Annotated in this window: 14 protein-coding genes; 4 read left to right on the top strand and 10 right to left on the bottom strand. The window is 74.7% G+C overall.

Annotation, left to right across the window (positions count from 1 at the left end):
* Positions 1–97: 97 nt before the first annotated feature.
* The 5 genes from Drose_RS19860 to Drose_RS19840 form a co-directional block, all read right to left on the bottom strand.
* The gene (locus Drose_RS19860; protein ID WP_260722789.1) at positions 98–964 is read right to left on the bottom strand and encodes a Rieske (2Fe-2S) protein; all 867 of its coding nucleotides are present in this window, start codon (positions 962–964) and stop codon (positions 98–100) included.
* A 123-nt stretch (positions 965–1,087) separates the two neighbouring features.
* A complete protein-coding gene (locus Drose_RS19855; protein ID WP_260722788.1) occupies positions 1,088–1,480 on the bottom strand; it encodes a hypothetical protein in 393 nt (130 codons plus the stop codon).
* A gap of 18 nt (positions 1,481–1,498) precedes the next feature.
* Positions 1,499–2,062: a hypothetical protein gene (locus Drose_RS19850; RefSeq protein WP_260722787.1), complete on the bottom strand. Its 564-nt coding sequence runs from the start codon at positions 2,060–2,062 to the stop codon at positions 1,499–1,501.
* 159 nt (positions 2,063–2,221) lie between these two features.
* The gene (locus Drose_RS19845) at positions 2,222–2,446 is read right to left on the bottom strand and encodes a hypothetical protein (protein ID WP_260722786.1); all 225 of its coding nucleotides are present in this window, start codon (positions 2,444–2,446) and stop codon (positions 2,222–2,224) included.
* 48 nt (positions 2,447–2,494) lie between these two features.
* On the bottom strand, positions 2,495–3,301 hold the full coding sequence (locus Drose_RS19840; protein ID WP_260722785.1) for an MBL fold metallo-hydrolase: 807 nt from the start codon (positions 3,299–3,301) through the stop codon (positions 2,495–2,497).
* Positions 3,302–3,434: 133 nt separating this feature from the next.
* Here Drose_RS19840 and Drose_RS19835 point away from each other — a divergent pair, with 133 nt between their 5' ends.
* Complete coding sequence (locus Drose_RS19835) at positions 3,435–4,271, top strand: TIGR03619 family F420-dependent LLM class oxidoreductase (RefSeq protein WP_260722784.1); 837 nt, start codon at positions 3,435–3,437, stop codon at positions 4,269–4,271.
* Entirely contained in the window at positions 4,268–4,666 is a 399-nt protein-coding gene (locus Drose_RS19830; protein ID WP_260722783.1) for a TIGR03668 family PPOX class F420-dependent oxidoreductase, read from the top strand. The genes Drose_RS19835 and Drose_RS19830 overlap by 4 nt, the downstream gene beginning before the upstream one ends.
* Here Drose_RS19830 and Drose_RS19825 read toward each other — a convergent pair.
* The 4 genes from Drose_RS19825 to Drose_RS19810 are packed head-to-tail and all read right to left on the bottom strand — an operon-like array spanning position 4,608 to position 8,943.
* Positions 4,608–5,510 (bottom strand): glycosyltransferase family 2 protein, encoded by a 903-nt coding sequence (locus tag Drose_RS19825; RefSeq protein WP_260722782.1) that lies wholly within the window; start codon positions 5,508–5,510, stop codon positions 4,608–4,610. The two genes, Drose_RS19830 and Drose_RS19825, sit on opposite strands and share 59 nt — an antisense overlap.
* 56 nt (positions 5,511–5,566) lie before the next feature.
* On the bottom strand, positions 5,567–6,226 hold the full coding sequence (locus Drose_RS19820; protein WP_260722781.1) for a response regulator: 660 nt from the start codon (positions 6,224–6,226) through the stop codon (positions 5,567–5,569).
* Positions 6,226–8,211 (bottom strand): sensor histidine kinase, encoded by a 1,986-nt coding sequence (locus Drose_RS19815; protein ID WP_260722780.1) that lies wholly within the window; start codon positions 8,209–8,211, stop codon positions 6,226–6,228. The genes Drose_RS19820 and Drose_RS19815 overlap by 1 nt, the downstream gene beginning before the upstream one ends.
* Positions 8,212–8,229: 18 nt before the next feature.
* Complete coding sequence (locus Drose_RS19810; RefSeq protein WP_260722779.1) at positions 8,230–8,943, bottom strand: hypothetical protein; 714 nt, start codon at positions 8,941–8,943, stop codon at positions 8,230–8,232.
* A gap of 149 nt (positions 8,944–9,092) precedes the next feature.
* Here Drose_RS19810 and Drose_RS19805 point away from each other — a divergent pair, with 149 nt between their 5' ends.
* Both Drose_RS19805 and Drose_RS19800 read left to right on the top strand, forming a co-directional pair.
* Positions 9,093–9,824, top strand: coding sequence for an FhaA domain-containing protein (locus Drose_RS19805; protein WP_260722778.1), 732 nt, complete (start codon positions 9,093–9,095; stop codon positions 9,822–9,824).
* A 286-nt stretch (positions 9,825–10,110) separates the two neighbouring features.
* On the top strand, positions 10,111–10,755 hold the full coding sequence (locus Drose_RS19800) for a hypothetical protein (RefSeq protein WP_260722777.1): 645 nt from the start codon (positions 10,111–10,113) through the stop codon (positions 10,753–10,755).
* A 200-nt stretch (positions 10,756–10,955) separates the two neighbouring features.
* Here Drose_RS19800 and Drose_RS19795 read toward each other — a convergent pair whose 3' ends face one another.
* Positions 10,956–11,792 carry a hypothetical protein gene (locus tag Drose_RS19795; RefSeq protein WP_260722776.1) on the bottom strand — a complete coding sequence of 279 codons (837 nt, stop codon included), beginning with the start codon at positions 11,790–11,792 and terminating at the stop codon, positions 10,956–10,958.
* Positions 11,793–11,794 lie beyond the last annotated feature (2 nt).

The following is an 11,794-nucleotide window of genomic DNA, read 5'->3' as shown; positions in this document are numbered from 1 at the left end:
GTGCGGTACCGCACGGCCGGCTCCCTCCACTCGGATGGTCTACGTCGAGACTAGCGCCCGGCGTCAAGGGTGTATTCCAGCCGCGGCCCGGGGCCGGCTACGGCCGCGCGGCCTCCAGCCGGCCCGCGCGGATCCGGGTGCGCAGCACGACCTGGTCCGACGACGCCGGACCGTGCACCGCCCGTCCGTCGGCGAGCCGGTAGACGCTGCCGTGCCACGGGCACTCCAGGCACGCCTCGCCGTCGACCTCGACCGTGCGGCCGTCGGCGAGCGGGCCGCTGCGGTGCGCACACCGGCCGATGAGGACGCTGAACCGGTCGCCGTCGCCGTCGCGGTAGACCAGCACCGGCGTCTCGCCGAGGATGCGCGACTCGACCCGGCCCGGCCGGAACTCCTCGATCGCGCCGATCCCGTGCCAGCCGCGCGGGACGAGCGGCAGGGCGGCCGCGGCGTGGTTCGTGCCGGCGTCCTGACTGAACGACAGGTGCCCGCCGAGGAACGCGCCCACGCCCGCGACACCGGTCCCGGCGTACGACAGGCCGCGCCCGGCCGCGTGCCGGCCGCGCAGCCGCGCGACGATCGACGACACGAACAGCCCGAGCGCGACGCTGTTGGCGAGCGCGTGCACCACGGCGACCCGGCGCTGCTCGCGGGACAGGGTGGTGAAGTCGGTGGCACCGGTGACGGCCGCCGGCAGCGCGGCGGCGGTGCCGGCGACGAGCAGCGCCGTGGCCGCCGGCCGGCGGCCGGGCAGGAACGCCAGCGCGTCGAGCACGGCGGCGCTCAGCCACGCCCCGACCGGAAACTGGACCACGGCCGGGTGCAGCGGGTGGCCGAGCCAGCGGCCGTGCAGCACGTCCCGTACACCCTCGCGGGGCACCGCGGCGAGGATCGCCTTCCGGGCCGGATCGCCGATCCGGTCGAGGCCGTGGGACCGTTCCAGCTTCGCCAGCAGTCTGCGCATGCCGGACCCGTTCCCTGCGGCGTCCCGCCGAAACGCCGCCCGGACCGGCGGCTACCGCAGCGTCGCGCGCGTGACCACCCCACCACCCGCTCGGCGGCCGACGGCGGGGCGTAGCCGGGTGCGTCAGACGGACAGGAGGCGGTCGAGCAGGTGATGGTACTGCTGGACGGTCGCGCGCATGCCCTCGGTGCTGTCGGAGATGCGGGCACCGCTGCGTCCGAACGCCTCCTCGCGGTCGCGGACGCTGTCCTCCAGCCCGTGGACCGCCTCGTCGACGAGGGCCTTGGCGCTGCTCAGGCTGCCCTTCGGATCGTCGACGAACTTGGTCTGCACGTCGTGCCAGCGGCCTCGCAGCTCCTCGGCCTTCGCCGGATCCCAGAGCGGGCCTTCCGCGGCGGTGTCGTCGGGTTGGTGGGCGGCGGTGTCCACGGGCGTCGTCCCGGCAGGGGCACCGGGAGGGGGCCCGGGAACGGCGTCGCGCAGTGGTCTGGTGGGTTTCTCGGCTTGCTGGTCCATCGTGAAGCTCCCCGTGTGTCAGCCGGTCTTGGGCACCTGGCGCCCGCCGGGGCTCTCGCCGAGCAGGTCGGCGAACAGGACGCGGTAGTGGACCAGCGCCTGGCGCAACTGTTCGGTGCTGGCCTGGCCGCGCTCGTTGGCCAGGTTGATCTCGTGGGCGTCGCGGTAGTGTTCCAGCGTGCTGGCGTGCTCGACGCTGAGGTTCGCCAGCCGCCGGTCGAAGTCCTCGACCGGGTAGCCGCGGTCGCTCATCACCCGCGTGACGAGCTCATCGGCCTCGCGGGTCGCCGTCTCGGGCTGGTCGACGAAGTGCGCCTGGGTCTCCTCCCACTGGCTGGCGTACCGCAGGCGCTGGTGCGGTTCGAGGTCCCGCAACTGGAGCTCGGCATGGTGCCGCTGACGTTCCCGCAGCTCACGATCGGCGGCGCGGCGGCTGCCGGCGCGGGCGACGGCCCGCTCGTACTCCGGCCCGAAACGCCGCTGTAGTGCCGAACGGCGCCGCCCCTGCCACAGCCCGAGGACGATGGCGACGACGGCGAGCACGACCAGCACGGCGATGACGACGGCGACGTTTGTTGACATCGCGTTCCTCCAGTCGGGAGACCGGCACTCGCATCTTGACGCTAGCCCGCGGCCCGTGTCGCACCGTCCGCCAGCGGTCGCCGGCGGAGCGGCTCATCCCCAACGTCACCCGCGCCGCGCGGCCACGCGGCCACGCGCCACGCGGCGCGGGACGGCGGGTCAGTCGCCGCGCTGCACCGCGTCGCGGGGCAGATGCAGCTTGTCGCCCGGCTCGGGCTGGTGGTCGAACGGCAGCGCCGGGTCGTCGGGCTCGCCGCCGAGCCCGACGGTGCGTGCGCCGACGGCCGAGCCGTTGACGGCGTCGTCCTCGTCGATCGCGTCCGCACCGGAGCGGCCCGGGGTGCCGGTGGTACCCATGGTGTAACGCTCGTCCTCGTTGGTCATACCGCCTGGTTACCCCCTCCTGCCCGGTCCACCCCTCCGGGTGGGGCGCTACCGTCGATCGACCACGCCGGCGAGGTCGATCGTCTCGCCACGGTGGATCGGGCGGACCTGGTCGCCGAGGCCGCTGTTCGTGGCGACGTCGAGGAACCGCGACACCGGCTCCCGGTACGCCTTGTAGTCGTCGTAGTGGATCGGGATGGCCCGCCGCGGCCGGATCAGCCTGGTCAGCTCGACCCCCTCACGGCCGTTCATGGTGAACATGACGCCGCCGAGGCGGGTGGCGCCGAGGTGGAGGAACGCCGTGTCGATGTCGCCGAACCGCTGCGGGATCTCCCGCAGCACGCTCTCCCGGAAGCGGGTGTCGCCGCTCATGTAGAGCCGCAGCCGGCGGACGCCGTCGACCTCCCAGTCGATGACGCTGCCCATGGTCTCCGGCATCATGCGGTAGATGCCGTCCGGGCCGTGCCGGGCCGGCACGGCGGTGATCCGCAGCGCCTCGTTCCCGCGCCGCCACGTGGTCCGCTCCCAGTCCGGCAGTCCCACCGCACCGGTGAACCGCCACCGGCGGAGCCGGCGCGCCGCCTCGCGGGTCGTGGCGATCGGCAGCGAGCGGAGCAGCCCGCGCCTGGCCACCCGGTCGAAGTGGTCGCCGTGCAGGTGGGACAGCACGATCCCGTCGAGCGGCGGCAGGTCGCCGATCCCCATGGCCGGATCGGTCCGCCGCTTCGTCGACAGGCCGTAGCCGAGGTACGCGCGCTGCCCGGCGTGCAGGAAGTTCGGGTCGGTCAGGACCGTGAACTCGCCGATGCGCAGCAGCACGGTCGCCGTACCGATGAAGGTAGCCGACGCGTCCATGGCGTGCCTCCGGAGGTGGTCGGAGTGTTCCTCGGGGCGTTCCGTAGGCCCCTACCCGGCGCGGCTCGCTCGAACCGGACGAGGTTGCCGCGATGCCGCCCGTGCCGGCCGTCACGCGGGGTAGACAGGGGGCATGGATTTCGGTGTCGGATACTTCCCCACGCACGACGCCATGGGGCCGGGGCCACTGGCGCGGCTGGTCGAGGAGCGCGGGCAGTCGGCCCTCTTCTTCGCGGAGCACACCCACATCCCGGCCAGCCGCGACACGCCGTACGCCGCGGGCGGCGGCGAGGGCGAGCTTCCCCGCCGGTACTGGCACACCCTCGACCTCTTCGTCGCGCTGACCGCGGCCGCGGTCGCGACCAGCACCCTGCGCGTCGGCAGCGGCATCTGCCTGGTGGTCGAGCGGGACCCGATCATCACGGCGAAGGAGGTGGCGTCGATCGACCACCTGTCCGGCGGCCGCTTCGAGTTCGGCGTCGGCGCCGGCTGGAACCGCGAGGAGATGCGCAACCACGGCACCGACCCGCGGGTGCGGATGGCGGTCATGCGCGAGCGGGTCGAGGCGATGAAGGTGATCTGGCGCGACCACGAGGCGTCGTTCCAGGGGCGGCACGTGTCGTTCGACCGCATCCTGTGCTACCCGAAGCCGGTCCAGCGGCCGCATCCGCCGATCCTCGTCGGCGGCACCGGTCCCGGCGTCCTCGACCGGGTGCTGGCCGTCGGCGACGCGTGGTTCCCGAACTACGACGAGAGCGTTTTCCCGCGCATCGCCGAGCTGCGGTCCCGGGCCGACCGGCCGATCGACGTGCAGGTGGTCAGCGTGCCACCGGACCCGAAGGTGCTGGAGCGGCTCCACGAGGCCGGGGTGCGGCGGGCCAGCGGGTGGCTGCCGTCGGCGCCGAAGAGCCGGGTCGAGCGGGCCCTCGACGAGTGGGAGACGGCGATCGCCACCTTCGAGGGCGAATGAAGGACGTCCGCGAGCGGTTCGCGGCCGCGCCGGTGGCCCGCCTGGCCACCGTGGGGCCCGACGAGCAGCCGCACCTGGTGCCGATCGTGTTCGTGCTCGTCGAGGACACCATCTACCACGGCGTGGACGCCAAGCCGAAACGCGGCACGGAGCTGCGCCGGCTGGCGAACCTGGCGGCGAATCCCAAGGCCTCCGTCCTCGTCGACCACTACGCCGACGACTGGTCCGAGTTGTGGTGGGTACGGGCGGACGGCGTGGCCCGCGACGTCGACCCGGACGGCGCCGAGGGCCGCCGTGCCGTGGCGCTGCTGTCCGAGCGCTATCCCCGGTTCCGGCTCACCGGGCGGCTGATCGCGATCGACGTGGTGAACTGGGCGAACTGGTCGGCGCGGTAGTGCCGGCCGCCAGGCGCTCGATCGCGGCCTCCAGGTCCGGGCCGGCGGGCCGCCGGCCGACCAGCGCCCGCGGCAGTCGCGCGGCGAGTTGTACGGCGGCCCGCCGCGCGACCGGATCGCCCGGCGCGGCCCGCAGCAGCGCGGCGGTCGCACCGACGGCGACCCGCAGCGGCCGGCGCAGCCAGGCGGTCAGGACGCGGTTGCGTGCCGTGAGGACCCGCTTCCCGGTGTCGTCCGCGCCGGCCCGGGGGTGGTGGTGCGCGACGACGTCGGCCCGGTAGGCGAGTCCCCAGCCGGCGGTGAACAGGTCGTACGCCACCCGTTCCTCCTCACCCATGAACCGGACCACGGGGTCGAACCCGCCGACGCCGAGGAACGCCTCGCGCCGCACCACGGCCGCGCAGGCCAGGAACCCCAGCACCGACGGCCCCGGCAGGTCGTCGGCGGCGCCGAGCGGCGCCGTCGCCATGAACGCCGAGACCGGGTCGGTCCGCTCGTCGTCGCCCACGAGGACGTGACCGGCGAGCAGGCCGAGGCGGGGATGCCCGGCGAAGATGCCGGCGGCACGGTCGAGCGCGCCGGGGGCCCACCAGGAGTCGTCGTCGGCGAACGCGACGAGCGGCGTATCGGCGACTGCGGCACCGTGGTTCCGCGCGACGGCGCCGAGGTTCCGGCGGAGCGGCAGGACGAGCACCTCGGGCGGGCAGACCGCCGGCCCCCCGGCCGACCCGTTGTCGACGACGATGACCTGCGGCCGCTCGGGCAGTTCCAGCAGCCGCCCGACGGTCCGCCGCAACGTGGCGGCCCGGTTCCGGGTGGCGATGACGACGGTGACCTCGGACATTCGGCGAGACTTCTCCCGGCGGCCGCCGGTCAAACCTCCACCCACTCCGAACCCGGTCAGCGGGCCGGCTGGTCGCCCAGGCCCGCGTCCCTCGCCAGCATGATGGCCTGGGTCCGGTCCGCCACCTGGAGCTTCGCGAAGATGTTCGAGACGTGGTTGCGGACCGTCTTCTGGCTCAGGGCCAGCCGCTGGGCGATCTGCGGGTTCGTCAGGTGTCGCGAGATCAGCGCCAGGATCTGCCGCTCCCGCTGGGTCAGCTCGGGAAACGGCTCCGGGGCCGCCCGGTCCAGCCCGGCGAAGTATCCCATCAACCGGGTCGCGATCGCGGGGCCGAAGATCGCCTCGCCGTCGGCCACCACCGTGATCGAGCGGATGATCTCCACCCGGCGGGCGCCCTTGAGCACGTAGCCCCGGGCACCGGCGCGCAGGGCCGCGAACACCGAGTCGTCATCGTCCGCCATGCTCAGCACGAGCACGCGGACGTGCGGGGTCGTGGCGACGATCCGCTCCGTGGCGGCGATGCCGCCCATGCCCGGCATGGCCAGATCCAGCAGCACCACGTCCGGCTGCAGCCGGGCGACGGCCGTCAGCGCCTCCTCGCCGCTGGCCGCCTCGCCGCAGACGGCCACCTCCGGGCTGGTGGCCAGCAGCGCGCGCAGGCCGGCCCGGAAGTGGTCGTGGTCGTCGACGACCAGCACCCGTACGGCATCGGTCACTAGGGCACCACCTCCAGCGGCAGCCGTGCCGAGACCCTCGTCCCGGCCGGCGACGACGTGACGCTCAGCGTGCCACCCAGTTCCTCGGCCCGCTCGCGCATCGAATGCATCCCCACCCCACCCGTCCCGGTCGCTCCCGGTGCCACGGCGGTCGTGCCGTGGCCGTCGTCGGTGACGCTGAGCACCAGCCAGCCCTCGTCGAGCCGCAGCCGCAGGCGCACCGCGGTGGCCCCCGCGTGCCGGCGCGCGTTGGCGAGCGCCTCCAGCGCGATCCGGTACGCGGCCACCTCGGTCGCGGCGGGCAGCGCGGCCGCGGCCGGCAGGCCCGCCAGGTCCTCCGGCGCGTCGACGGTGACCCGCGGCCCGCCGGTGCCGGACCAGCCGGCGAGGTGCGACCGGAGCGCGCCGACCAGGCCGAGCGTATCGAGTGCCGGCGGGCGCAGGCCCTCCACGAGCCGCCGCACGTCGGCGACGGCGGTCCGCGCGTCGGCGACGATCTCGTCGAGTAGCCGCGTCGCCTCCTCGCCGCCGACCTCCTGGGCGGCCTCGGCGCGCATGGTCAGCCCGGCCAGGGTGGGGCCGAGGCCGTCGTGCAGGTCGCGGCGCAGCCGGCGGCGCTCCTCCTCGCGGGCGACGACGAGCTGCTCGCGGGAGCGGCGCAGGTCGGCGGAGAACCGGACCGCCTGGACGGCGACGCCGATGTGCCGGGCCAGGTCCTCCAACAGCCGCAGGTCCCGCGGTCCGAGCGCCGCCTCGCCGGGGCGCGGGCCGAGCAGCAGCGTGCCCACGGGTTCCCGACCGGCGACGAGCGGCAGCGCGGCCGGGTTCGGCGGGCGGGTGCCCAGCTCGTACGAGCGGCCGCCACCGACCTCGATCCCGACGTACGAGAGCTGCAGCGCCTCCCGGACCGTCGCGGTGCTCGTCTCGAGGATCGCGCCCGGGTCGGGTACCTGGGCCAGGCGCTCCCCCAGCCGGGTCAGGACGGTGTACGGGTCGTCGCGCTCGCCGTACACGAGCAGGTTGACCCGCCGCTGCAGCCACTGGCGCAGCGCGCCGAAGACGAGCGCGGCCACCACGGCGGCGACGACCGAGGACGCGCCGAGCACCCCGACGACCAGCAGGTAGGCGCCGGCGACTCCGGCGGACAGGGCGACGAACACGACGGTACGGCTGATGAGCAGGTCGATGTCGAACAGCCGGTGGCGCAGGACGGCGATGCCGATGCCGGCCGGGATGAGCGCGATCGCCACCCCGCCGGCGACGTCCCAGGGCTCGGCGAGCGGCCAGACCCGGTCCGGCCGGTCGTCGAGCAGGCCGGCGGCGAGCCGGCCGAGGACGACGAGGGCGACCAGCCCGACCGCGTACGCGAGCCAGCGGGCCTGCTGGCGCCGCGCTCCGGTGAGGGTGCGGGTGTGCAGCACGACGGCGCCGGCGCCCACGACGAAGGCGATCCCGGCGGCGACGGTGAACACGGTCTCGACGGCCGGCGCGAGGTCCGCGAGCGCGGCGACGCCGAGCGGGTTGGCCGGGGCCCGCGGGCGGACCTGGTCGTTCTGGCCGGGGCGCAGGGCGCCCGTCACCGCGGCGACGGCGGCCACGCCGAGCAGCGCCCGGACGGCGGGGCGCCACCGGCGCGGCAGGCGCCCGTCCGGGAAGAAGGCCGGCACGAGGGCGAGGCCGAGGTTGCCCGGCACCCACAGCCAGGTCTGCGGCCAGGCGAGCGCGGGGTTCCCGGTGCGGACCGCCGCCTGGCCGCAGACCTCCAGGAGGATGAAGCTCAGCGCGCTGCCGAGCAGCAGCGGGCCGACCGGGTTGCCGGGGCGGCGGCGCACGATGAGCCCGCCGGTGACGGCGCAGGCGGCGATCGACGCCAGGCTGCTGACGTCGCCGACGGACGCGCCGTTGCCCAGCGCGAGCCAGCCGGCCAGGACGGCCAGGACCAGGCTCGCACCGGACAACGGCCAGGCGATCCGCGCGATGTTCATCGTCAGCGACAGTAACGATCATCCGGTCCCGGTGACGCGGGACGGTGTCCCGGCCCGCTCGGGACCGGCACCGCCGCGCTGGCCGCCGAACAGGAACGCCAGGCCGGCCACGGACACCCACAGGGCGCCCGGGAACAGCGACCCGTACTGCGCCGGGAACACCTGCGTGGCGAACACCAGCAGCGCGAGCAGCGCGCTGACCGCGGCCAGCCAGCGGCTCGCGGAGCCGTGCCGGAATCCGCCGACGGCGACCGCGGCCGCGCTGACCCCGGCACCCACCCACAGCCACGCGATCGTGTTGTAGATCTCGACGAGGCTCGCGACGGTGTCCGGGTCCCAGCGTTCGGGTTCGCCGAGCGCCCAGTACAGCTCGGTACAGATGCCGCCGCCCACGACGAGCGTCGCGGCGACGAGACCGAGGCCCGCGGCGGCGACGCCGGGGACGAGGCTGCCGGCCGGCTCCTGCGCGCCGAGGTGACGGCGCAGCCCGGCGGCGAAGATCACGATGCAGACCGCCGCGACGGAGCACACGACCTGGTACGCCCAGACGTACCCGCGGTGGTCGGCGATGGCCGCGACGACCAGGGTGTTGTCCTTGATCCCGTCGCCCACGGTGGCGGTGAGGTCGGCGCCGACGAGGAGGCCGGCCAGGCCGACGAGGCCGCCGAGGGCGCCGCTGAGTGCCCAGCCGCGTCCGGCGCGGCGAGTAGTTTCGGTGACAGTGGTGGTCATGCGACCACGGTGCCGCCGGTACGACCCGGGCCGGACCGGCCCGGAGTCCCGTCCCACCGGGAGCATTGTCCCGGTGCGGCGGGCCGGGCCCGGCGGGCACACTCGTGGTAGACAGTGGGACCGGTCCGGACCAGAGGGGGAAACGCACAGTGGGCGTGCTGCAACGCTTCGAGAAGCGGCTGGAAGGCATCGTCGAGGGCACCTTCGCAAAGGTGTTCAAAGGGGTCGTCCACCCCGTCGAGATCCTCAACGCCATGCAGCGGGAAGCCGACGCGCACAAGACCACCGTGTCGGGTGGGCGCATCCTCGTGCCGAACCGGTTCGTGATCGAGCTCTCACCCAACGACCACTCGCGCCTGGCGCCGTACGCGTCCGCGCTCGCCCAGGAGCTCGCGCAGTCGCAGGCGGAATACATCGGGGAGCAGGGCTGGGCCGTCTACGGTGACGTGCTCGTCGAGGTCGACCGCGGTGCGGCCCTCGACACCGGCCTGTTCCGGATCATCGCGAGCGTCCACACCGGCGGCGAGACCCCCGCCCGGCAGGCGTTCGGGGTGCGGCTGGTGACCGACGACGGCGGCAACTACCTGCTGCCGGTCGGCTCGACCGTGATCGGCCGCGGCGAGCAGGCGACGGTGCGCCTGCCCGACGTGCGCGCCTCACGCCAGCACGCCCGGCTGGACTACGACGGCAACCGGGTGGTGCTGACCGATCTGGGCTCGGCGAACGGCTCGCTGGTCAACGGCCGGCGCGTCGCGACGGCGGCGCTCAACCCCGGCGACGAGATCGTCATCGGCAGCACCCGCCTGACGTTCCGCGTCGACGGCGGCGCCGAGCCGACCCAGGTCACCCGCTATCCGGAGGGCCAGCCGTTCCCGGGCTGACGCACCGGCGCCCGGCGGCGAGCACCCCGGTTCCCACCGCGCCGGCAGCACCACGCCGGCCGGCAGCCGCGGAGCAACCGGTCGAGGACCCGCGCGCCGAACTCCAGGCCGTCCACCGGCACCCGCTCGTCGACGCCGTGGAACAACGGGACGGTCCGCCACGGGTTCACCTTCTGGCCGTAGCGCGGAATTCACAGGGTATTGGCAGGTCCACGGAATCGCGGTGCCAGGTTGCGACCGCACCGTCGGCTGGAGAACGACCGCAGGACGTACTGGGAGGACTTCCATGACCGAGGACGCAACGTACGGTGCCGGGCCGGCACCCTGGACGCCGCCGGCCGCCCCCGGTGGCGGCGGGCCGCGCGGCTCGAGGCACTCGAAGCTCAAGATCGGCATCGTGGCGGCCGTCTCGGGCGTGATCGTGATCGGTGGCGGGGTGGCCGTCGCGAACGCCGCGAGCACCGGCGGGGCCGTCGTCCAGCAGGGACCGGGCCACGGCGGCTACGGCATGCCGGGCGGCCGGGGCGGCGGTGCCGAACGCGGCGGCAGCAAGGGGGCGCTGCACGGCGACTTCGTGGTCAAGGACAGCAGCGGCAAGTTCGTCACGCACCGCCTCCAGTCGGGCACCGTGACCGCGGTGAGCCCGACATCGATCACGGCGAAGAGCGAGGACGACCACAGCACCACGTTCACCGTCGGCGCGGACACGAAGGTGAACCACGGCTCCGGCAAGATCGGTGACGTCAAGGTGGGCGACGCGGTCACCGTGGTCGGCGTCGTGTCCGGCGACACCGCGACCGCCACGTCGATCTTCGACGCCGCCCTGCGCGCGGACCATGGCGGCGACCCGGACCGAGAGCCGGGCAAGGGCCCGGGTCACGCCGGCGGCCGTGGTCCGCGGGGCTCCGCCTCCCCGTCCCCGAGCAAGTGACAGCGGGCACGGCCGGCGCCGCCGGCGGGCCGGCACAGCCGTGACCCCGGCCGTGGCGACGACCAGGAACGCCGCCGCCACGGCCGGGAACGGCCCGTCCTGGGACGGCGACACCGCATCCGGGTGGGCCGGGCCGGTCGCCGTCCCGAGCGGCGGCGCGGGCAGCGTCGCGGTGGGCACGAGGACGAACGACGAGCGCCTCAGGCGTTGACCACCGACTGGGGCCAGCGACCGCCGCCGATCTCGCTGTGGTCGGCGATCTCGACGGCGAGCCGCTGGACGCTCGCGACGACCTCGGTGAGGCGCTCGGCGAGATGCGCGGAGTAGCCGATGAGCTCGCCGACCACGGTGCCGACGAGCTCGGCGAGGTCCTGCAGCGACGCCGGGAACTGGGTGAGCACGCCCGCCGCGGTGGCGCTGCCCTCCAGGCAGGTGGTGGCCAGGCCCTCGGCGACCCGGGCGACCCGGTCGGCCAGCCCGGCCAGGTAGCCGGTGTTGGCCGCGGCGACCTCCACCAGCCAGCCGCTCGTGATCCTGGCCTTGCCGACCGACTGGTTGAGCGCGTCGAGCTGCTCCCGGACGACGCCGAGATACGCCGACCTGGCCGGGCCGTCCCAATAGGCGAGGTTCTTGCCGGGCGGGTCGAGGTCGGCGGCGATGCCGGAGACCGGGGTGACGACCACGGGCAGGTACCGCAGGCCGGTCTCCATCAGCGACAGCACCGGCAGCGAGCGGGAGAACGCGGCCTCGGCGCGCCCGAGGACCTCGTCGACCTGCCGGCGGACCGAGTCGAGCCGCTCCCGGACGCGCCGCAGCGCGTCCTCGGCGTCGTCGGTCACCCACTCGACGAACGAGTCCCACCAACCGTTGCCGCCGAGCCGGCGCTCGACCACGCGGATGCCGTCGTCGACCCGGCGCACGAGCAGCTCCCACTCGGCGCGGACGTCGGCGACGCCCCGCTCGACGGCCGCGGTCGCCAGGCGGAACAGGCCGAGGGTCGCCTCGGCGTGCTGCTGGTTCGGGTCCGGGAAGGTCATCG

The organism is Dactylosporangium roseum, assembly GCF_025264685.1.
Taxonomy (GTDB): Bacteria; Actinomycetota; Actinomycetes; order Mycobacteriales; family Micromonosporaceae; genus Dactylosporangium; species Dactylosporangium roseum.
The sequence above is the reverse complement of the archived record's forward strand: the minus strand, read 5'-3'. Positions and strand labels throughout refer to the sequence as shown.

What these genes read in the sequence shown, in the direction of transcription:
- Drose_RS19860 (WP_260722789.1), bottom strand. Translation starts at nt 964, where the DNA reads ATGCGCAGACTGCTGGCGAAGCTGGAACGGTCCCACGGCCTCGACCGG.
- Drose_RS19855 (WP_260722788.1), bottom strand. Translation starts at nt 1,480, where the DNA reads ATGGACCAGCAAGCCGAGAAACCCACCAGACCACTGCGCGACGCCGTT.
- Drose_RS19850 (WP_260722787.1), bottom strand. Translation starts at nt 2,062, where the DNA reads ATGTCAACAAACGTCGCCGTCGTCATCGCCGTGCTGGTCGTGCTCGCC.
- Drose_RS19845 (WP_260722786.1), bottom strand. Translation starts at nt 2,446, where the DNA reads ATGACCAACGAGGACGAGCGTTACACCATGGGTACCACCGGCACCCCG.
- Drose_RS19840 (WP_260722785.1), bottom strand. Translation starts at nt 3,301, where the DNA reads ATGGACGCGTCGGCTACCTTCATCGGTACGGCGACCGTGCTGCTGCGC.
- Drose_RS19835 (WP_260722784.1), top strand. Translation starts at nt 3,435, where the DNA reads ATGGATTTCGGTGTCGGATACTTCCCCACGCACGACGCCATGGGGCCG.
- Drose_RS19830 (WP_260722783.1), top strand. Translation starts at nt 4,268, where the DNA reads ATGAAGGACGTCCGCGAGCGGTTCGCGGCCGCGCCGGTGGCCCGCCTG.
- Drose_RS19825 (WP_260722782.1), bottom strand. Translation starts at nt 5,510, where the DNA reads ATGTCCGAGGTCACCGTCGTCATCGCCACCCGGAACCGGGCCGCCACG.
- Drose_RS19815 (WP_260722780.1), bottom strand. Translation starts at nt 8,211, where the DNA reads ATGAACATCGCGCGGATCGCCTGGCCGTTGTCCGGTGCGAGCCTGGTC.
- Drose_RS19810 (WP_260722779.1), bottom strand. Translation starts at nt 8,943, where the DNA reads ATGACCACCACTGTCACCGAAACTACTCGCCGCGCCGGACGCGGCTGG.
- Drose_RS19800 (WP_260722777.1), top strand. Translation starts at nt 10,111, where the DNA reads ATGACCGAGGACGCAACGTACGGTGCCGGGCCGGCACCCTGGACGCCG.
- Drose_RS19795 (WP_260722776.1), bottom strand. Translation starts at nt 11,792, where the DNA reads ATGACCTTCCCGGACCCGAACCAGCAGCACGCCGAGGCGACCCTCGGC.